This window comes from Gardnerella pickettii (genome assembly GCF_029226345.1).
GTDB lineage: Bacteria > Actinomycetota > Actinomycetes > Actinomycetales > Bifidobacteriaceae > Bifidobacterium > Bifidobacterium piotii.
Window position 1 is genome coordinate 1,270,824 of record NZ_JAKNCU010000001.1, and the last position, 20,115, is coordinate 1,290,938.

Genomic DNA, 20,115 nt, shown 5'->3' on the forward strand with positions numbered 1-20,115 from the left:
CTGCGTTTATGCCAAGTCCAATCGGCGCAAATCGCCCTAGTAGGCCAGCGCAAATGGATCCAGCTATGCTCGCGCAAATCGAAGGCGGCACAGACCCACAAATCGTAAGCGAGATTAGCCACACTTCCGCAGCCGTCTTGCTGAACCGCGTTCATAAAACGCAAACTCCCGAGATTGTTGCGCGCGTGCTTAACTTGGTAGAAAACGAAGGCATTGAGATTATTGCGGATTTGTGGAGTAAAGCAGAGGCACAATCGCTTCCTGGAATGCTTTGGAGACTGTATTTGCTTAGAACATCACTACGCAAGAATGGCGACTCTTATGCTGCATATTGGCGCATTGGCGAGCCAGAGGCCACTAGCGCTTCGGCGATTACTGGAGTTGACGAGTCTCCTACAAAAGAAGATATTGCGCGACTTGCAGACTCGATTCTTTCTGGCGCGTTTACTGGCGATTTTGCTGTTGCGCTATATCGCGCTTCTGCGTTTAGCGCGATTATTTCGCGCGGAATGCGCACGTACGCAAAAAGACTAGGCCAGACGCAAAATTCTGAAAGCAGCAGCGCGCAAAAAATTGCCAACGTTTTACACACTTGCGCAAACATGCACGCGCTTTCTTTAGACTTTGCTAGCGGCGCAAAATTATGGCAAGCAGGCAAGCTTGATTAGATTATTCGCGGCGCGCTGAAATCTAAAAGCATGTATACTCAGGAAGTGACGCTGGCTTGTGCTTAAGCCCCGGGCTCCATTTTTTGCCGCTGCGAGCGGCGTTTGCGCCGACAGGCGCTTTCACAAGTCAGCGTTTTTAAGATGTTTTAAATTCTCCAACAATTCACAAAATTCAACCTTCATTAACAATTGTTTATATTTTTTCTAAATAATCACGGCACGCCGCTAGCTTAACGTGCAATGCTTGCACTAATCTAGAAGGTATGGATCTTCATGTTTTACATCATCCGCTGGTGGACCACAAGCTCACCGTTTTGCGAGATAAGAATACACCATCTAATATTTTCCGCGAGTTAGTTTCCGAATTGGTAACTCTCGAAGCATACGAAGCAACACGCAACTTGGAAGTTAGCGATCGCGAGATTGAAACTCCTATTTGCAAGATGACTGGCAAGCATTTGAACCGACCACGCCCAATGGTTGTGCCTGTTTTGCGCGCTGGTCTTGGTATGCTCGACGGCATGACTCGCCTTCTTCCAACCGCTGAGGTTGGATTCCTTGGCATGAAGCGAGACGAGCAAACTCTCGACATCGTCACTTATGCTAATCGTTTACCAGAAGATTTGACTGGTCGTCAATGCTTCCTTCTTGACCCAATGCTTGCTACTGGTGGCACTCTTATTGCTGCTACGCATTATTTGGCAGAGCGCGGCGCTAAAGATGTTACTGCTATTAACATTTTGGCAGCGCCAGAAGGCTTGGAGCGCATTGAGAAGGAGATTGATCCTTCTATTGACTTTAAGGTTGTTGTTTGCGCTGTAGATGAGCATTTGAACGACAAAGCTTATATTGTTCCAGGTCTTGGCGACGCTGGCGATCGTTTGTACGGCTTGATTGACTAATAATCACCAGCTAAATCAAACGAAAACTAGAATCAAAAGCTAGAAATAAAACTACAAAATAGCCTGCTGATTTGCAACACTTTGCAAGCTTCAGCAGGCTTTTGTATTTACATCTTTAATTATTTGTCGGTCTCATATTCGTTTAATTTTATTACTATTAAATTCCAGTTCGTGAATACTCCATAATACCATTGAGACAACTACGATAGATGCAGCTGCAACAGTAGCAACATTAACTTGCGGTCCACGATCCATTGTGTACTTGACCATTCCACGATTCAAAACATGTACAACAATAAATTGGCCAAAGAATATTTCAATAAAGCCAGCAAGTATTAATATGCTATCAATAATAATTAATATTTTCTTACGAATTAATCCTCTATTACACAACCCAACAATCATTTGAATTATTGGTGAAATAATTGAAACTAACACAACACCCAAAAGACTTAAATCAAAATCTGCTGGATACTTTCCTGGCATTTTAATAAGCAATAAAACTGCTAAAAATACAAAAGATAATGGTAAAAACCATTCTTTCCAATATTTAACGACGAACACGATAATAAGCTCCTTCACCATTGAATGAATACCAATTCTTATCCCAATCTAAATAATTTTCAGTGTGTTGAGCTATACGCAATCTACCGTTGCTTTTTAGGAATACAAACCCTATGTGATCGACAGTACCATCATTACTTTCATCAACACCAATAAAATCTCCATCCCTAACATTATCTACTAACATTCCCCAATAACTTGTACTAAATCCATACCCCATATAATTTTTAAAAACATTGGCATTAATCCAAGAAACCGAACGATCTCCTCTAGCTTTCCACCACCACCCTTTAAATACATCATTATGCTTATCCATACCAATACCACCAGCATATAGAATTTGCGAAGCGAAATTTGTGCAATCTGCCGGAAATATTAACTTACTTTTTTCTTCACCATATTTTGGATTTATTTTCCACGCCCATTCTCGCGCATATGCTCTGGCCGCTTCAAGATTTATGCCTGAATTTCTCTCAGTAAGTAAAGGTTTGCGAGGTGTAACCTCCTGCTTTGATGGAAGCCACAATTTTGCAATATTAATAGCTTCCTTTTGTGTTAGTTCATTTTTTAATACTTTTAACTCTAATTTATGCAATTCTGATAGAATCTGATTATTTTCATATTTATTCTCATATATATCTAGAAATTGCAATATTTTTGTTACATTATTGTTATCTTTATGCGAGGAATTAAAAAGAGAATTTTTGTAAATAGTAGCTGTTTCTTCACTAAGAGAAGGAAGCATAGCTTCGCTCTGTATTCTTTGTAATTCTGTAAAATATTTTGAAATATAGAACTTTTTTACTAACTCTGGATTTTCATAAGTATCTAGTAAAGAAAAATACATACTCTGAAATTTTGTCTTATGCTGCTTTTTGGGAAAATCTACATAAGTCTCTGATTTATAGTCAGATGATTCAGCTTGAGCAACATTAGCAAATGACAATATTAAAATAATAGAAAATAGCGCAGCTATAAATGTATAATGCAAGACAACTTTGTTTTTCATATATAACTCCATTATTATATAAAATCCCTTTTCATTATTTTATCACAATAAATACCATTTGTCAAATATACACAGCGGCTATGTAATCATATACTCATCAGTTCTACATTTAAATAGCCTACTGATTTGCAACACTTTGCAAGCTTCAGCAGGCTTTTGTATTAATTGATTGTGCAATATTGCATAACAAATCAGATAATATAGCTAATAATACAACTAAGCTTTATTCACAGCTCCTTTAGCATATAAAGCCTCTAAAGCATCGCGCAAAGCCCCACTGTAGCTGATGCCAGCTTTTTGTGCCCAAGTGTCAAGCCAAGCTGGAACAGTAACATTTTTACGAACTGCCTGAGAACCGTATTTTGCAGCATAGGAATCCATATCAAGCGCAACCATAGACAACTTTGAATTAGGATTTTCTACAACAATATCACTAATATCACTAGCTTTTGGCGCAGTCTTACCACTTTCGAGTTCTGTAAGAACCCATCCACTTGCTGCATCTTCTGCCATAATCAGAGCCTCTGCAAGATTACTACCGCCAGTTACACACCCTGGCAAATCAGGGACTTCTGCAACAAAACCCCCACTATTATCTTCGTATGGAGTAAGAATAACAGGATACGCTAATTTCATCATTTCACCTTTGCTTCACTAATTCCCGCCTGACGCCAAATTGACTTAACAACAGATGGGTTAATATCACCTGGATGTTTAGGCACTGTGACTTTACCTGTTTTAGTTTTATGTACGAATTGACAATGACTTCCACGCTGTGCAAAAAGTATCCAGCCGTCCTTCTTAAGACGTTTTTCAATCTCTTTGTATCTCATAAAAAGATTATACACACTATGCGCATAAAATAAAATAATCAATCAAATTTTTACTAAATCGCGCATATGCCTATGTTAATTTACCGCGGACGAGTTATGGCAACTTGGCGAGCACGCTCGGCTAATTCGTCCAATTTGGCAAGCTCCGCGCGCTGAGCGTCACTTTGCTTTGGCTCAAATTCTCCATAACGATTTTGCGCAGCTGTGCGAATTAAAAAGTCAGCCAAACGCGGATTTTTTGGCAAAACCGAACCGTGCATATAAGTGCCGATAACGTTGTATTTGCGCGCACCTTCCGTGTGGTCTTCGCCGTTGTTTCCACAATTTTCGCCATCAACCGAGCCTAGTGGCTGCGTGCCACTCTCCAAGCTTGTGCGGCCAGAATGGTTCTCGTAGCCCACAATATCGCCAAAATCGCGGCTATGCTCAACAAGATTCCCAATCATGCGCACGTCTTGACCAACCGTATGCTCGCCGAGTACGCCAATGCCTTTAAGCTTTTGACCTTCAACAGTCTCAAAGTATTCTCCAAAAAGCTGGTATAGTCCACAAATCATTAACATTGGAACACCATCTTTTGCAAGCTCACGAATTGCGTCTGCGCGCGCAAATAAATCATCCGTAACTCTACTTTGACCATGATCTTGACCGCCGCCGCCAAGAATCATATCTACTTGCTTTGGCCAATCATCGCCAACGTTGTATTCGTGAAGCACAGGCTTGTAACCGTACAATTCCGCTCGACGCATAATCGTAAGCACATTGCCATAATCACCGTAAATATTCATGTCTTTTGGGTATAGCGACACAATGTCTAATACGCGATTTTCGGCTTTGCTTGCAACTACAGTATTCGCTTGACTAACATCACTAACATTATTCATGACGACTACTTTCTTTACTTTCCAACTCCAACGTCTTTAACGCTTGCGATTTGCCCTAATGCAACTCGCACGCGAAGCATTGCAGTGTATGTGCAATATATGCGTTTTGCGTTTTTAGCATTGCTACTAAAATCACCATTTACAAAGGCTTTAACGTCTTCTTCTAAATCAGTGTTCACGTTTCTAGAAGCAACTTTGTCGTATTGCAAACGCAAAGCCATATCCCACGCGCGTGTGCCAGAAACGCAAGCGACTCCAGTGCTGCTAAAGCACGTAAAATCAACGTCCCACAGCCAGCTCATGTCTCGACCGTCCGCGTATTCGTCGCAAATTGCAATCATTGTGTCATGATTTGCAGGCTTACAAGAAGCGAGCGCAAGTCTAAATCCAATAGGATTTTTCACTAGAACAAGCTCAACAGGAGCGCCGTTAACTTCGATTACTTCGCCTCGCCCAAATGCTGGCGTTACGCGAGAAATCGCATCCATAAGCGCATCGTCGTTGAATTTTGCGAGCGTTGCATCTTTTTTAGCAGCATCCGCCAAAATAGCGCGCACAATCGCAGACGCAGCAGCAGCGTTAAAAACGTTATATACGCCTCGCAACTTAACGCTAGTAGTTTTTCTATTACCATCAATCAAAAAATCGGCTTTATTGCCATCAACTTTTGCCAAAACAACATCTGCATGCGGAAGATTGCGCGAATCACTACGCGAATCGCCACATAAATCGCCACATAAATCGCCATCCAAATCACTATGCAAATCGTCGTCGGTTGGGAACATGCTTCTTAACGAATCATCCAAACCAAAATACTTTACTTTGCAAGGCGACAAAACGTCTTTAGAAAGCGCGGAAATTCGCGGATCTTCGCGATTTAACACAACTACTCGCTTAGTCGCGTGCGCAACATTACTCAGCAATTTAGCTGTAGTGTCAATCTCGCCAAATCTATCTAACTGATCTCGCATAACGTTTAGAAGAAGCGAATAGCGCGGCTTTATTTGATTTACAAAATGCACAGCATAAGCTTCATCAAGCTCTAAAACAGCTATATCCGCATCTAACTTTGTGCCAAAAACAGGCATTTCTTGCACAAGCGACGCCACGACTCCGCGCGTAAAATTCGATCCCGTAGGATTTGTAAACACGCGCAATCCAGCATCTCTGAGCATAGACGCAACCATGCGAGTCGTAGTAGTTTTGCCATTAGTTCCCGAAATTAGCACAACTCCATAAGGCAAACTCCCAAGCGTTCTAGCTAAAAACCCACGGTCTAGTGTTTCTACAACTTTGCCTGGCAAAGCGCTTCCACCGTGGTGCAACGCTCTAGAAACCGCGCGAACCAGCTTTCCTACAGCAGGCATAAAAGCATCAAGCAGCCTGGCCATCATAGCCTCCAACGGCATCGTTTCCTTGCGCATATGATTGCGGCTGGTATCCTTGCGGCATATCTTTAAACTTAGACGTTGCTCCAAGAAAAGCTAGATTAAACGTTTCTGTAGGACCATTGCGATGCTTTGCCATAATAATGTCTGCTTCGCCAGGGCGATCTTCTTTGTTGTAAAAATCAGGCCTATGCACAAGAAACACAACGTCTGCATCTTGCTCAATAGAACCCGATTCGCGCAAATCCGAAAGCTGAGGCTTTTTATCGTTTCGCATTTCTGGTCCTCGGTTTAGCTGGCTTAGTGCAACAACTGGCACTTCTAGCTCTTTTGCAAGCAGCTTTAACGCGCGCGAAAACTCGGAAACCTCTTGCTGCCTAGATTCAACTTTCTTTCCAGAAGTCATAAGTTGCAAATAGTCGATTACAACTAGCTTTAGGTCGTTCGTTTGCTTTAGTCGCCTGCATTTTGCGCGAATTTCCATAAGACTCATATTTGGACTATCGTCTATAAAAAGCGGAGCGTCTTTCATTTTTGACCAAAACGCGTTTAGCTTAGTCCACCTATCTGTTGTAATGTCTTCTGCAGTTCCGCGATGCATTGCCGTCATTGGAATATCCGTTTCGGCTGCGATTATTCTTTGAGCAAGCTCCAATTTATTCATTTCTAGCGAGAACACGATTGTTGTCATATTGTGATGCAACGCTGCAGAACGAGCGAAGTCGATTCCAAGAGTTGACTTTCCCATTGCAGGCCTACCAGCTACGACTACCATTTGCCCTGGCTGCAAGCCTTGCGTCATGTCATCAATATCTCTAAATCCTGTTGGAACGCCTTTTTCAATCTCGTTACTTTGCAACTTGTCTAACTGCTCGAGAGCGTCTTGCACAACTGGGCCAATAGCGGAATAATCTTGATGAACTTTGCCCGAGCTCATCTCGTAAACTTCGGATTGTGCAAGGTTCACAACATCTTCCGCTTGGTCTCCAGTGGCCGAATAGCCCATTTGCGCAATCTTTGTTCCAGCAGCAATCACATTTCGCAAAATCGCATTTTTGTGCACAATATCCGCGTAATATAGCGCGTTTGCGGCTGTAGGAACGCATGCTACAAGGCTATGCAAGTAGTCAGCTCCGCCAATTTTCTCCAGGTTTTCGTCTTTTAGAAGCTCGTTTGCAACTAAAACAACGTCTACTGGTTGCGACCCAGAAAACAGGCTTATAATCGCGTCGTAAATTGTTTGATGCTTTGGAACGTAAAAGTCTGCTGTTTCTAGGATTTGCGAAACTTCGCCAATAGCATCTTTGCTCATTAGCATTCCGCCTAGAACGGCCATTTCTGCGTCTTCGTCGTGAGGAGGAACCTTGTCAAACAAGCTAACATTAGCGTTAGCGTTGTTTAATCGGTTTGAGTCTTTTCGATTTGACTGCCACATATCATTATCTGCCATAAAATCGAGTATAAACGTCTGCACGGAGCACGCAAACAAAAGTTTATATAAACTAACACAAATCGTAAGTTAAATACTTCACGATTTTACAAATCAAATTAAAAGTCACAAATCACAAATCACACTTCACAAATCAACTTAAAAATCAACCTAACAAATCACAAATTTGCGCACTTCATCCAATCATCCGTTTTAATTCTAAGCGAATTTCCAAGCGCGCGTCCGCCAATATACACAGCATTAAGAGCAACCCAAAGCGATATTGTTTTAGTAACATCTCCAGCAAAAAGAGCCACATTCGCCACACAAACCGCGCTAATTACAATAAGATACACAACTGCTGTAATTGAGCACGATTTGGCTAAATACTTGTGATCTCCAGCCCCGATTAACACTCCGTCTAAAGCCCACATAAATCCAGATAGCGGCAAGAAAATTCCAAGAATCGTCATTCCTATTGAAACCAAAAGTTGCACTTCGGCATTTGGACTAAATAGCGGAGAGCATAACCATCCTGCAAATATCATTAAAATTCCAACGATTACGCTACTTAATGCTCCTACTTGTGCACAAACTTTTGTTATTACATTAGCGCGTTTTAATAAGCCAGCTCCAAGCGCGGAGGCGACTATTGTTTGAGCCGCAATTCCTATAGCGTCTAATATGTTCATAACAAAATTCCAGCAAGAATTTGCAACTTGATATGCAGCTAAAGTGTTGGTTCCAAGTCGCGCAGCAGCTGCAACAGTTGCCACCATGCACGCGCGTAATGCCAATGTGCGTATAAACAGCGGAATGCCGCTTCCTGCGCTTTTAAGTATGCTATGCGCTTGTGGTCGCAAACGTGCTTTTTCTCTAGCTGCCCAAAAAATCGCTGGCAGCGTTAAAACAATACCCATATACCATTGCGCTATCATTGTTGCTATTCCAGACCCAGCAATTCCAAGGTTCATTCCAAACACAAATAGAATATCTAAAATCGCGTTTAGCACAGCTCCACTTATTGCAGCAAAAAGCGTGATTTTTACTTTGCTAAGTCCTCTAAAAATGCCATTTGCAGCGTAAATTAGCAACATTGCAGGCAAACCTGGCATAACAGTTTGAGTGTAAATAATCGCGTTTTTAAGCGTTTCGCCATTTGCACCAAAACTTTGGCAAAGCGGACGCGCAAACACCATTAAAACAAGCGTTAGAACAACCCCAAGCACGAGAGCAAGCCACAATCCATCCATTCCAACGCTTAGCCCTTGGCGATTTTTGCCAGCACCCAATAGCCTTGCAACTTGGCTTGTTGTGTTGTACGCCAAAAACAGGCACAGCCCCGTTGTTGTTAAAAGCACGGTTGAGCCTATTGAAAGTCCTGCAAGTTGCGTTTTGCCTAAATGCCCAACTATTGCAGTGTCTACTAAAACAAACGCTGGCTCTGCAATAAGCTGGCCAAATGTAGGAATAGCTAGAGAAAATATGTGTTTCAGTAGGTCTTTTTTGTTAACGTTTTCACTCTGATCGCTCATAATAATGGCCTATTTAACGCCTTTTCATGCCTTTTTGGTAATTGAATCATTTATCTTGAATTATGCAATCGCTATCATAAAACTTTTTGAATTGCAAACTGAATATGATTTCAAAAAAGTTATCCGCAGGATATCCACAAAGTTATCCCCCATTTGTGGACAACTTTTATAGATATACACAGCAACACGCCTAAAATGTGGATAACTAAAAGTTTTATCCACATTGCGCAATCCGAGTGTGTCACATTTGCGTCTTATCTTCAGCGTCAATCGCAGATTTTTCTTGAGCAATACCAGAAAAATCATAAGCGCGCTCACCTTGATCCGCTAAATCAACACCCTTACGCTCTTTAGCTTCCGATATTCTCCAACCAAAAAGCTTCTCTAATCCAAACGCAAGCAACGCTGTAACAGCTCCAGAATAAAGAATCGTGATTGCAAGAAGGCATATTTGCGCAATTAGCTGATGCCAATCGCCAGTGGAAAGCAATCCGCTCGCATCCGCAAATAATCCAACAGCTAGAATGCCAATAAACGCAGCAATGCCATTTACGCTTACAACGTGTAGCGCACCATCGTAGCGAGTAAAAGTCTTAGAATGCGTAGCAAGGCATGTAACAACACCAACAATCGCACCCAGTACAACCGCCCACAAAGGCGCTATAACGTCCGCAGCGGCGGCACTAGCAGCCAAACCAGCCATGATTCCACTAGCTGCTCCAACGGCGCTAAAACATCCCGAGCGCAAGCGTTCCGTAACGCCCCAAGCAAGCATAGACGCAGACGCTGTAATAGTTGAGCTAACCCATGCATATCCAGCAACTCCTGGAAGACCTACAGAAGATCCAATCATTAAGCCAAGCCATCCAAACCAAATGATGAAAATTCCAAGAACAACAAATGGAACATTGTGCGGAGCTCGTGCAGAAACATTGGAAAAATGGCCATTAACCGCAAGCTCGCTAGAGTTTTCTAAAGAAGAATCGCCCTTAGCTTTAGAATCATCGCTAGAAGCAGCAGAATCATTAGTCTTATTAGACTTTGCGACTTCCATCAAAAGTGCGCGAACTAAATTGCCCTTGTGCTCCGAATTTGCGCCACCCAAAGTCGCAAAAGACTTGGTATGCAAAACAAAATTCTTAAGAGGAAAATGAGCATGACCGCCAATAATAAGAACAATTGCTAAAGCCGAAACAGCCGCAGCTACGTGCAGCAAAGATCCGCCTGCAAAATCGTGAACCTGGATTCCAAGAGCCTGAGATATAGCGCCATTTGGCGAAAGCAGACCGCCTCCACAAACCATGTGCGCAAGAGGCGCAAACACAAGAGTTACCCAAACAGCTACGAATATTAGCCAAATCGCGTAGCGCACACGACCAGCAAGCGCGCCAGTTATAAGAGCCACAGCAACAACCGCGCACGCAAGTCTAAATGCCGCTGGAATTCCGCCAGCAAGGCCAGTGTTTGCATCCATCGAAGTAAAAATGCCGTGATCTGCCACCATTGAATCACGTAGCAGCAATCCGCTTACAGGGTCGCCAACAACGCCGCCAATCATGTCTTTGCCAGCAAAGGCCATTGACCAGCCCCAAAGCGTCCAAACTATGGTTGTTACCGCAATTGCACCAGCAGAAAGCATCATCATGTTAACCATTGATGTTGCGCGCTCACGGCCACCATAAAACAGTGCGATTCCTGGAGTAATTATAAACACTAATGCGGCAGCTAGTAACGCCCATTGCGGATCTATTGCGGTCATTTTTCACCTCACAAACGCAGCCATCGGTGGTTGCAATTTAATTTATATTCTAATCAACTCAAGCTAAAAGTTACTAAAGCAAAATTACTTAATCTAAAATGCGACTAAAACCAAAAGCAACTCAAGCCAAAATGCCGTCTACAAAACTTTCTGGGTCAAACGGAGCAAGGTCATCTGGGCCTTCCCCTAGCCCAACAAGCTTTACAGGAACTCCAAGCTCGCGTTGAACAGAAATCACAATTCCACCCTTTGCGGAACCGTCTAACTTTGTTAGCACAACGCCCGTAATTCCAATAGCTTGAGCAAAGACTTTTGCTTGAGCCATTCCATTTTGGCCAGTTGTAGCATCAAGAACTAAAAGCACTTCGTCTACAGGGACAGTTTTCTCGATTACGCGGCGGATTTTGCCAAGCTCTTCCATAAGATTTGCCTTATTTTGCAACCTTCCAGCCGTGTCTACAATCAAAACGTCTGCGTTTGCTTCTTTGGCAGCCGCAGCGCCATCAAAAGCCACGGAAGCAGGATCTGCGCCATCTTTTTGACTACGCACAACTTTAACGCCTGCAGCATTTGCCCAAGTTTCAAGCTGATCGGCAGCAGCCGCGCGGAAAGTATCGGCAGCAGCAAGAATTACAGAACGATTTTTAGAAACCATTAGTCGCGCAAGCTTGCCAGCAGTAGTGGTTTTTCCAGTGCCATTTACGCCAACCATCATGATTACGCTTGGCTTATTTGCATCTTGCAAATCTGCTTTTAGACTTCTATCTGCTTTGACTCCAACAACATCCAGCAGTTTTGCGCGCAATGTTTCGCGAACCTCTTGCGCGCTTGCAGCATCAGAAATCCTGGCGTCTTTTTTAAGCGACTCAACCAACTCTTCGCTTGCTTGAGCACCAACATCCGCCATTAAAAGCGTATCTTCTACATCTTGCCAATCATCTTCACTAATATTATCTTTGCTTAAAATGTTAAAAAGCGCGCGTCCAAAAGGATTTTGACTATTCGCAAGCTTGCCTCTAAGCCTAGCCATTCTAGACGTTGCATTTTCTGGCAATTGCGCGCTAAAATCGCCATTATTTTCAGCGCTACTAGACAATGGGTCTTCTTTGCTAGTAGGTATTACTGGGCCATTCGATTTTCCAATAATTCGCAAAACAACAGCTACCGCCACTAAAGCAACAGCTAAAATAACTGCGCCAACAGTAAACCATATAACCAAATTTAAGTCCATAACCATGTTCATATAATAAGCCTATGAAATTAAAGGGACACATTAAAGGGAATTTGCTCAAATTTTAGTTAAAATTGTTGATTATTCGCAAAAATTACACAAATATTAGTGTTCTAATACAATGATTTTACAGACCATTATGAGTGAAAATTTATGCTACATTTGCAAACCACTTTAATGACCACTTTAATGGCCACTTTACAATCAAACTGAATTGGGGTGATAGTTTATGGAAAATTTGCCATTAGTCAATGTTTACGGAGCCGATTGGTGTGGCGATTGCATTCGCGCAAAGTCCGCGCTTAACCAGTTTAATGTTGCTTTTACTTGGCACAATATTGAGTCCGAAGACGGAGCTGCTCAAAAAGCTGTTGAGATTAGCGGTCAGAAGCATATTCCTGTTGTGACTTTTAGCGACGGCAGCTTTATGGTTGAGCCATCCGCAAGCCAAATCAAAGATAAGCTTATGCAATTAGGACAACTTGCAAACTAACACGCCAACATCAAAGAAGTTGGATTAGTCTACAAAATGTAGTACACTAAGCATTTGTTGCCCCTTTAGCTCAATTGGCAGAGCAGAGTCCTTTTAAGTCTTGGGTTGTGGGTTCGAGTCCCACAGGGGGCACAAAATAAGCACTGCACGTAGCAGATGGTTCTTAAATTCCAAATCATCTTGTTGCATGCAGTGCTTTTATGCTATAACACTTAGATTTCTATATCTCTACAAACAGATAACAAGCAAATAACAGATAAATAGCATATAAATATGAACTTATTTACCTATTTACGCTACTCTCCAGCAAACACCACGCCCTTACGCAGCATAATGTTAGCGTATTGAGCACGCTCACCCGTGGCAACAACACAATATGCCTTCTTTGCCTCATCGTAGAACGCAAATCTTTCAAGAGTTCCTAAAGTGCTTGCTCCACGTTTATCGTATTTAGCAATAATATCTTCATATTCTTTCCAGATTGGAGTTTCGCAAGGGTCTCCTGGAACAACTTCCATAAGTGTAGCTGGCTTATCTGTGTATTGATCAAGTGGCATCAACTTTAAGATTGCAGTTAGCAATTCCGAAGTTCCATGACCATCGCAGCGTACAACTATAGCGTCTTTTCCTACAGACTCAGTTGGAAAATTTCCATCGGCCAATACTAAAACATCTCCATGGCCCATTTCGCAGAGAACCTTCAGCAACGCTGGAGGAATTATAGAATCTACACCTTTTAACATAATAATCTCCCTTGATTAATTGATAAATAACTATGATTAGTTGGCAATCATTGACAACTAACAAGAAAATTCTATCACCATTCACAAAAGAAATTAACAAAATTCCTAAAATAAATACGAATTATTCCACATTTCAGAGAGAATAATTCCACACTTCACTAAACAAAAGTAAAGCAAATGTAAAACAGGTGTAAAACAGATGCAAAGTAAGGAATCTCTTAAAACGCTAGCAAAACAAAAATGCCCACAAAAGCACGCAAAAGCTCACAAAAAGCTCAGCTTGCCCAAACACTTGCGTCTTGATCGTACTCGTCATCGTCGTCGCTCGCCGCAACCGCAGGAGCGGCTGCAGGCGCAGGCGTGGAATACGTGTACTCGTCATCTACAACGCCAGAATCCGCATCCGCATTAATCGCAGCCAAAACGCGCTTATCCATCTTGTATTGAGGCAAAACGTTCTTAATGTAACTTGTTACTGCATCTTGCATAGAAACGTCGTGCCCAACGCGCTCTGCCATAAACCAACGATGATCCAAAACTTCATGGAAGAACTGCGCTGGCTGGATTTGCGACCTAAACTCAGGCGGAATCATGCGAACAGTAGGCTCAAACACTTCGCGCATCCAGTCTGTAGCAACAATCTCCAGCTCTTCGCCTTGACGCCATGTAGAAGTGCGATACGCATCTAAATCGTTAAGAAGCCTACGAGCTTGATTTTCTTGCACATCTAAGCCAGTCAAACGCAAAAGCTTTCTAGAAGCGTATCCAGCGTCCACAACTCGCGGTCTAACCAAAACTCTTCGTCCATCTTCGGAAGTCTTCATCTCAAGCTCGTCTACGTCAAATCCAAGCTCGTTAAGACGATTCACGCGGCGCTCAATACGCCACATTTCGTCTGGGCTAAACTTATCTACGTCTGTAAGCGTGCTCCAAAGCGAATGGTATCTGTCTACAAGCCTGTTTCCAATGCTAATTTCGTCAACTTCTCCAGGCAAAAGCTGGCCAGAACTCAAATCCATTAATTCGCCGATTATATTTGTGCGAGCTAAATCAATATCGTATTCTCGCTGACCTTCGGTAAGGCTTCCGTGCAAATCTCCAGTTTCCGCGTCCACCAAAAACGCAGTAAACGCGTCGGCATCGCGCAAGAATAGAACGTTAGAAAGCGAAACATCTCCCCAATAGAATCCCGAAAGATGCAAGCGAACCATAAGCACAGCAAGCGCATCAATCAAACGCTCCGCAGTATCTGGGCGCAAAGTTCTAGCAAATAGTGCTCGATAAGGCAGTGAGAATTTAAGATGACGAGTAACAAGCATTGCTTCAAGCGGCTCACCATTCTTATCTTTTCTACCAGCAACAACCGCTATAGGCTTAACTGTTGGAAGTTCCAGCTTGCGCAAACGTCTTAAAAGCTCATATTCGCGCTCAGCGACTTGACGAGTAATCTCCTTCATTGCGTACACTTCGTCGCCTACGTGCACAAAACGCACAACGTGCCTAGAGATACCGCGCGGCAAGTTTACAAAAAGATTCGTAGGCCATTGAGATAATGGAAGCTCCCACGGAAGCATAAACATTTGAGGATTAGAGCTTGCGGCAGTAATCTTCAAAGCTTGAGGCTCTGCAGAAGATACAGTTTCATCCTGCGCAGATACTGATGTTGCTTGCATAGCACGTGGATCCAATAAAGGAGTATCGTTCCATTCCATAAACTTTAATCTACCCGTTAAGTTCGAACGCCAATAATCGAATAATAAAATCGCAATTAAATTATAACTAATCGTAAATAATTCAAATGATGCGAAAACGGGGCTCGCCTAGCGAACCCCGCCATACCCTTATACAGAAATCTTGGGCACTCAAAACAAGAATCAAGTGCCCAAGAAAACGCTAGTTCAAACGCAACTCTGTAGAAGGTGCAAACAGGTGCATCTTGGATGGATCAATCTTAATCTTTACAACGTCACCAACCTTTGGAAGCGCACGTGGGTTCACGCGAATCGTTGTGAGCTTGTTCTGGTCGCTCATCATTGTAGATGCTTCTTCTGGAGATCCATCGGTGATGATGTTTCCGTAGATGTAACCGTCGGAGCCAAGATCTTCCACGTTTACAACCTTCAAGGAGAAGGCATTTGGATCGTCGGAAGTTGCCAAGCTTGCATCTTCTGGACGGAAGCCAACAATAATCTGACCCTTATCTTCCTCGGTAAGCTTATCAACAGCTTCTGCTGGAAGAGTGATGGAATCCTCGCCAATTTGAGCCTTGCCATCAACCACTGGATGCTGGTTAATATTCATAGATGGGGAACCAATGAAGCCTGCAACAAACACGTTTGCTGGGCGGTCATAAAGCTCGGTTGGAGCACCAACCTGCTGCAAAATGCCAAGCTTAATAACGGCAATGCGGTCGCCCATTGTCAAAGCCTCGGTCTGATCGTGCGTTACGTAAAGAGTAGTAACGCCGAGCTGACGCTGCAATGCTGCAATCTGCGTACGAGTCTGTACGCGAAGCTTTGCATCAAGGTTGGAAAGAGGCTCATCCATAAGGAAGACTTTTGGTTCACGAACAATTGCGCGACCCATTGCAACACGCTGACGCTGACCACCAGACAAAGCCTTTGGCTTACGATCCAAGTACTCAGTCAAATCCAAAACTTCAGCAGCTTTTTCAACGCGCTTGCGGATTTCTTCCTTGTTTACGCCTGCAATCTTAAGAGCAAAGCCCATGTTATCTGCAACAGTCATATGTGGATACAATGCGTAGTTCTGGAACACCATTGCGATATCGCGATCTTTTGGCTGCATTGTAGTAACGTCTTGACCACCAATAAGAATGCGACCTTTGTTAACCTCTTCCAAGCCAGCCAACATTCGTAGCGTTGTGGACTTACCGCAACCAGATGGACCAACGAGTACAAGGAACTCGCCATCCTTAATAGTCATGTTCAAATCATCAACCGAAGGCTTATCGTTGCCTGGGTAGATTCGAGTTACATGATCAAATACAACTTCTGCCATGATATTTTCCTTTCATCGGCAGGTACGTGCCGAACGATCCGTTGTGAAGGGTGTGCACTAAAGACCCCAAGTCCTACATCGGCGGCGTCAATCGTCCACATTTACTTACATGGTTCATTGAAGGTTCTCTTCGTTGAGCCATGATTCAATATATCATGTTTATTCAGTAAAAACAGCAAAATTACAGTATTTTCTAACACTTCGGCGTGTCGAGTATAAAAATCACTCATAAACAAAGGCTCATAAACGCGATTACTTTTACAGTAAATATCTAAACATTTGTTTATAAAATAGCGTGTTTAGTGTTAAAAAACAAATTGGCATAGCTGCACACTAACATAATGCATTATGGAAGATGTGAGCATGTTTGACTTGCGCTCTGGCCAAAATGTTGGCGGATACACGCTGATTGAGCGACTAGGTGGCGGCGCCATGGGCTCCGTTTGGCGAGTGCAAGACGACGGCGGCCATTTTTACGCAATGAAGATTTTGCGCGCATCAATGCTAGAAAACGAAGATGATAGTTTGGAGTCTGCCGAAGTTAGCAATCCGCAAGAGCAAGCAAGACTTAGACTTAGGCGCGAGGCGCTAGCTTTGCAAAAAATACACCACGAAGGCGTGTGCTCAATAGTAGACATGGAGCTTGATGCTTCAATCGCTTTTATAGTCACAGAACTTATTGACGGCCACAATCTTAAAGAAGACGTTGCAATTAACGGCCCATACGTTGGTGGCGATTTAGAACGACTTGCACACAAACTAATCGACGCTGTAAAAGCAGTTCATAGCGCGGGCATAATTCACCGAGATATTAAGCCTACAAACATAATGATTTCCACTACTGGCCCTGTTTTAGTTGATTTTGGAATATCTATGGGGCAGGGCGAGTCGCATGTTACGCGAACTGGCCTTGTAATGGGAACACCAGGATTTATTGCTCCAGAAATCATTGAAGGCGGAGAATCGAGCGAACTTACAGATTGGTGGAGCGTAGCTGCCGTTCTAGCTTTTGCAGCAACAGGAAAGCCTGTTTTTGGAACCAAGCCAATAATGGCAGTTTTAGAAAGAGCAGCATCTGGGAACGCAAATCTTAATGGCCTTCCAATAAGAACAATGCAAGCGTTCAAAAGCGCATTGAATCCTAAAAGAAGCGAGCGATGCACTCCAGAACAGCTTGAAAACGCAATTTTCCAAGATGCCATGAACCCTACAGACTGGCAGGATTCAAGCTACCCTTTTGAGAACAGCTTTAGTGGAGAAACTGTACCTAATAATGCCAAAACTCACGATTTTAACACGACTTTTCAAACAAAAAAACTTCCAGAAAACCCTAGAAAAATGTGGGTTTCTAAGAATATTGACAATACAACTTTGTTACACTCTACAGAATCGGATTTAATAGACCCCGAGCCAACATCTTTACTAGACACCACTAGCACATCCACTACCAAGGTATACGCAAACGGGTTAGAACAAGCTATAGATCCAGAGCAGATTACAGAGCCAGAACAAATCACAAACTCAGAACAAGCAACCAAAATTGCCGAGCCGCCTGAGTTAGATGAAAATCCGCATCCAAACGTAAATAAATACTTATTTCGCGGGCGAGTGGCGTCGGCTATATTCCTTACTCTCGCAAGCTTACTAGCTGCGATTTCTCCAATAGATGCGCTTGCAGCAAATGTTATTTTTATGCTAATTACAGCAACAATCGGATACAATGTTTGCTCAAGCGTACGCAGAAAACGCGCGAACGAATCCGTTGGCGGAAAAGACGTATTCATAAGAATCGCTAGCATACCTTGGCATTTTATTAAAGCAATAGCATACTCGATTAAAAAAGTCATAACTCTTGCAATAGCAGGAGTTATTGGAGCATACGTGTACCCAATTTTAATCCACGCATCTAGCCAATTAATCAAAGTTCAAGTTTGGTCAATTAGCGTGATTTTACCAACATACGCTCCAGATATTTGTTCGCCAACTTCAATTGGATACATTATTGGATTTATTGCAGGATGGATTATTTCTTTTATATTAGGTAAAACTAAAATATTCGCCGTTGGAGCAGGGGCCATTTGCGGCGCGGGAAAATCGCAAGCAACCGATGGCGATTAAGCCCGTTGATACCGTAATCTAAACTATTCTTTTAGATTAATTTACTTATGTATGTTATTTGTAAAAATCAGGGGAAGGATAGGCATGCCTAACAGTAGCAAAAGCGCGCAAAATCAATCAAATCAAAATCTTCAAGCGCGCAAAGCTAAAGAATTACGCCAACAAACAATCGTTGGAATTGTTGTTGTTGTCATTTTAATTGGCATGATTGCAGCAATTGGAATTACAGCCCTTAACGCCACTAATGCGCAAAATCAAAAGAATGTCGAGCAAGCTCAACAAGCAAGACGAGCTGTTAAAAAGCTTACGACTAATCAAAAGCCTAAGTACGCAAACGAACAAGGCGGAATTTTAATCAGCAAAAACGGCTATAACACAACGGCTCCAAACGCTCCGACTATAGCGGTTTATGCCGATCCTCTGTGCCCAGGATGCGGTAATTTTAATCGCGATTCCGATCAAATGCTTATTGCAATGATGAAAGCCGGCCAAATCAACCTTGAGATTCACCCAATGTCGTTCTTGGATCGAATTTCTAGCGACCACTATTCAACACGCGTAACTGGCGCAATCGCATACATTTCTTCTAACGACGACAATCCTTCGCACTTACTTCAATTTATTAACAACATTTTTGCCGAAGACTTCCAGCCAGAAGAAGGCGACGACTACAAGCCTGTTAGCAACAAAAAGCTGATTGAGCAAGCCATAAACGCTGGCGTTAGCGAAGATGTGGCAAACAAAGCATTCGACAGAAATTATCTTGATTGGCAAAACGCTATTAATGCCGATACACCAAATCGCAAGGCTTTGTGGAATGTTAGTGGAGCAAATAAGGGAGCTATGACAACTCCTACAACCACTATCAACGGGAAGCTGCTTGATATGGTTGAGGTTAGCAAGAAGAAGCTTAGTACACCAGATGCAATTCTTAAGTCTATTGGATTAGATAAGTCTAAGGTTGGAGTTGAAGGTGTTATGCCAAAGGTAACAGATAAAGATCAGCCAAATCCTCTTGACTAGTTCTTGTTGATTAGTGTGTTGGTTCCAAAAGTTGCACTTGGCAACGGGTGCTGATACACTAATCAATGTTTTGCTCGCGAAGATTTTTAACTAGCGTGCAAGAACTCGCCTCCTTAGCTCAGATGGCCAGAGCGGCCGCCTTGTAAGCGGCAGGTCGCCGGTTCGATCCCGGCAGGAGGCTCCATTTTATAGGCGTTTTGCATAACAAAAACGGTCTAAATTATAAAAATCCACTTGTATGCATATTATGAGTCATAAGCATATAAAAAGTTTTTAGTAAATTTACAATAACAATAATAAGATAATAAATTATAAATAGATTTATTTTATGATGAATCGTAAAGCTTACAAAAATACTTTATGCTGATTACTTCGCTTGAGTAAGTTCTCGGGAACCTTCCCCCAACTCAGGGTTTCCGAGCATGAGGATGGAGCGTCCCCCAACCAGCTCCTCCTCATGGGGGCAGGACAAATCCCCTTCTCTCCTGCCCCCCTTTACCTTTTATAGTTTTATA

The 20,115-nt window shown here is 42.7% G+C and carries 18 protein-coding genes and 2 tRNA genes; 7 read left to right on the forward strand and 13 right to left on the reverse strand.

All coding sequences use genetic code 11. The annotated features are described in order from the left end of the window. Positions 1-8: 8 nt before the first annotated feature. Both MAF46_RS05125 and upp read left to right on the forward strand, forming a co-directional pair. A complete protein-coding gene (locus MAF46_RS05125; protein WP_016832426.1) occupies positions 9-668 on the forward strand; it encodes a hypothetical protein in 660 nt (219 codons plus the stop codon). A 263-nt stretch (positions 669-931) separates the two neighbouring features. Then, entirely contained in the window at positions 932-1,570 is a 639-nt protein-coding gene (upp, locus tag MAF46_RS05130) for a uracil phosphoribosyltransferase (protein ID WP_004120306.1), read from the forward strand. Positions 1,571-1,702: 132 nt separating this feature from the next. On the opposite strand, the gene MAF46_RS05135 is transcribed toward upp, so the two are convergent. The 10 genes from MAF46_RS05135 to ftsY all read right to left on the reverse strand — a co-directional run bounded on the left by MAF46_RS05135 (position 1,703) and on the right by ftsY (position 12,214). Next, entirely contained in the window at positions 1,703-2,134 is a 432-nt protein-coding gene (locus MAF46_RS05135) for a hypothetical protein (protein WP_004116406.1), read from the reverse strand. Beyond that, a complete protein-coding gene (locus tag MAF46_RS05140) occupies positions 2,121-3,143 on the reverse strand; it encodes an amidase domain-containing protein (RefSeq protein WP_004131108.1) in 1,023 nt (340 codons plus the stop codon). The genes MAF46_RS05135 and MAF46_RS05140 overlap by 14 nt, the downstream gene beginning before the upstream one ends. A gap of 216 nt (positions 3,144-3,359) precedes the next feature. Then, complete coding sequence (locus tag MAF46_RS05145; RefSeq protein ID WP_004116411.1) at positions 3,360-3,779, reverse strand: type II toxin-antitoxin system HicB family antitoxin; 420 nt, start codon at positions 3,777-3,779, stop codon at positions 3,360-3,362. After that, positions 3,779-3,976: a type II toxin-antitoxin system HicA family toxin gene (locus MAF46_RS05150; protein ID WP_018634701.1), complete on the reverse strand. Its 198-nt coding sequence runs from the start codon at positions 3,974-3,976 to the stop codon at positions 3,779-3,781. The genes MAF46_RS05145 and MAF46_RS05150 overlap by 1 nt, the downstream gene beginning before the upstream one ends. Positions 3,977-4,056: 80 nt before the next feature. After that, positions 4,057-4,860 (reverse strand): type 1 glutamine amidotransferase, encoded by an 804-nt coding sequence (locus MAF46_RS05155; protein WP_016801841.1) that lies wholly within the window; start codon positions 4,858-4,860, stop codon positions 4,057-4,059. A gap of 14 nt (positions 4,861-4,874) precedes the next feature. Next, positions 4,875-6,251, reverse strand: coding sequence for a Mur ligase family protein (locus tag MAF46_RS05160; protein WP_060785791.1), 1,377 nt, complete (start codon positions 6,249-6,251; stop codon positions 4,875-4,877). Continuing rightward, positions 6,235-7,698 carry a replicative DNA helicase gene (gene dnaB, locus MAF46_RS05165; RefSeq protein WP_060785790.1) on the reverse strand — a complete coding sequence of 488 codons (1,464 nt, stop codon included), beginning with the start codon at positions 7,696-7,698 and terminating at the stop codon, positions 6,235-6,237. Before dnaB ends, MAF46_RS05160 begins: the two co-directional genes overlap by 17 nt. Before the next feature lie 158 nt (positions 7,699-7,856). After that, entirely contained in the window at positions 7,857-9,212 is a 1,356-nt protein-coding gene (locus MAF46_RS05170; protein ID WP_060785789.1) for an MATE family efflux transporter, read from the reverse strand. 241 nt (positions 9,213-9,453) lie between these two features. Beyond that, the gene (locus MAF46_RS05175) at positions 9,454-10,971 is read right to left on the reverse strand and encodes an ammonium transporter (protein ID WP_060785788.1); all 1,518 of its coding nucleotides are present in this window, start codon (positions 10,969-10,971) and stop codon (positions 9,454-9,456) included. Positions 10,972-11,092: 121 nt separating this feature from the next. Further along, a complete protein-coding gene (ftsY, locus tag MAF46_RS05180) occupies positions 11,093-12,214 on the reverse strand; it encodes a signal recognition particle-docking protein FtsY (RefSeq protein ID WP_060785787.1) in 1,122 nt (373 codons plus the stop codon). Positions 12,215-12,431: 217 nt separating this feature from the next. Here ftsY and MAF46_RS05185 point away from each other — a divergent pair, with 217 nt between their 5' ends. Then, on the forward strand, positions 12,432-12,695 hold the full coding sequence (locus MAF46_RS05185; RefSeq protein ID WP_016635485.1) for a mycoredoxin: 264 nt from the start codon (positions 12,432-12,434) through the stop codon (positions 12,693-12,695). A 59-nt stretch (positions 12,696-12,754) separates the two neighbouring features. Next, a tRNA-Lys gene (locus tag MAF46_RS05190) sits at positions 12,755-12,827 on the forward strand. A 164-nt stretch (positions 12,828-12,991) separates the two neighbouring features. Here the strand turns inward: MAF46_RS05190 and MAF46_RS05195 are convergent. The 3 genes from MAF46_RS05195 to MAF46_RS05205 all read right to left on the reverse strand — a co-directional run bounded on the left by MAF46_RS05195 (position 12,992) and on the right by MAF46_RS05205 (position 16,459). Beyond that, positions 12,992-13,438 (reverse strand): RbsD/FucU family protein, encoded by a 447-nt coding sequence (locus tag MAF46_RS05195; RefSeq protein WP_004131125.1) that lies wholly within the window; start codon positions 13,436-13,438, stop codon positions 12,992-12,994. A 275-nt stretch (positions 13,439-13,713) separates the two neighbouring features. Continuing rightward, positions 13,714-15,150 carry a DUF4032 domain-containing protein gene (locus tag MAF46_RS05200; protein WP_060785786.1) on the reverse strand — a complete coding sequence of 479 codons (1,437 nt, stop codon included), beginning with the start codon at positions 15,148-15,150 and terminating at the stop codon, positions 13,714-13,716. 181 nt (positions 15,151-15,331) lie between these two features. Next, positions 15,332-16,459: an ABC transporter ATP-binding protein gene (locus MAF46_RS05205; RefSeq protein ID WP_004131128.1), complete on the reverse strand. Its 1,128-nt coding sequence runs from the start codon at positions 16,457-16,459 to the stop codon at positions 15,332-15,334. Between the two features lie 348 nt (positions 16,460-16,807). On the opposite strand from MAF46_RS05205, the gene MAF46_RS05210 reads away from it, so the two are divergent. The 3 genes from MAF46_RS05210 (at position 16,808) to MAF46_RS05220 (ending at position 19,784) form a co-directional block, all read left to right on the forward strand. Beyond that, entirely contained in the window at positions 16,808-18,577 is a 1,770-nt protein-coding gene (locus MAF46_RS05210; protein ID WP_060785785.1) for a serine/threonine-protein kinase, read from the forward strand. 84 nt (positions 18,578-18,661) lie between these two features. Next, positions 18,662-19,600 (forward strand): DsbA family protein, encoded by a 939-nt coding sequence (locus tag MAF46_RS05215; protein WP_060785784.1) that lies wholly within the window; start codon positions 18,662-18,664, stop codon positions 19,598-19,600. Positions 19,601-19,707: 107 nt separating this feature from the next. After that, positions 19,708-19,784: transfer RNA gene (locus MAF46_RS05220), tRNA-Thr, on the forward strand. Positions 19,785-20,115: the final 331 nt, after the last annotated feature.

Coding starts and splice junctions, on each gene's coding strand:
- MAF46_RS05205 (WP_004131128.1), bottom strand. CDS start 16,459: ATGGCAGAAGTTGTATTTGATCATGTAACTCGAATCTACCCAGGCAAC.
- MAF46_RS05160 (WP_060785791.1), bottom strand. CDS start 6,251: ATGGCCAGGCTGCTTGATGCTTTTATGCCTGCTGTAGGAAAGCTGGTT.
- MAF46_RS05150 (WP_018634701.1), bottom strand. CDS start 3,976: ATGAGATACAAAGAGATTGAAAAACGTCTTAAGAAGGACGGCTGGATA.
- MAF46_RS05125 (WP_016832426.1), top strand. CDS start 9: ATGCCAAGTCCAATCGGCGCAAATCGCCCTAGTAGGCCAGCGCAAATG.
- MAF46_RS05155 (WP_016801841.1), bottom strand. CDS start 4,860: ATGAATAATGTTAGTGATGTTAGTCAAGCGAATACTGTAGTTGCAAGC.
- dnaB (WP_060785790.1), bottom strand. CDS start 7,698: ATGGCAGATAATGATATGTGGCAGTCAAATCGAAAAGACTCAAACCGA.
- MAF46_RS05170 (WP_060785789.1), bottom strand. CDS start 9,212: ATGAGCGATCAGAGTGAAAACGTTAACAAAAAAGACCTACTGAAACAC.
- upp (WP_004120306.1), top strand. CDS start 932: ATGGATCTTCATGTTTTACATCATCCGCTGGTGGACCACAAGCTCACC.
- MAF46_RS05145 (WP_004116411.1), bottom strand. CDS start 3,779: ATGAAATTAGCGTATCCTGTTATTCTTACTCCATACGAAGATAATAGT.
- MAF46_RS05195 (WP_004131125.1), bottom strand. CDS start 13,438: ATGTTAAAAGGTGTAGATTCTATAATTCCTCCAGCGTTGCTGAAGGTT.
- MAF46_RS05210 (WP_060785785.1), top strand. CDS start 16,808: ATGGAAGATGTGAGCATGTTTGACTTGCGCTCTGGCCAAAATGTTGGC.
- MAF46_RS05140 (WP_004131108.1), bottom strand. CDS start 3,143: ATGAAAAACAAAGTTGTCTTGCATTATACATTTATAGCTGCGCTATTT.
- MAF46_RS05215 (WP_060785784.1), top strand. CDS start 18,662: ATGCCTAACAGTAGCAAAAGCGCGCAAAATCAATCAAATCAAAATCTT.
- MAF46_RS05175 (WP_060785788.1), bottom strand. CDS start 10,971: ATGACCGCAATAGATCCGCAATGGGCGTTACTAGCTGCCGCATTAGTG.
- ftsY (WP_060785787.1), bottom strand. CDS start 12,214: ATGAACATGGTTATGGACTTAAATTTGGTTATATGGTTTACTGTTGGC.
- MAF46_RS05200 (WP_060785786.1), bottom strand. CDS start 15,150: ATGGAATGGAACGATACTCCTTTATTGGATCCACGTGCTATGCAAGCA.
- MAF46_RS05185 (WP_016635485.1), top strand. CDS start 12,432: ATGGAAAATTTGCCATTAGTCAATGTTTACGGAGCCGATTGGTGTGGC.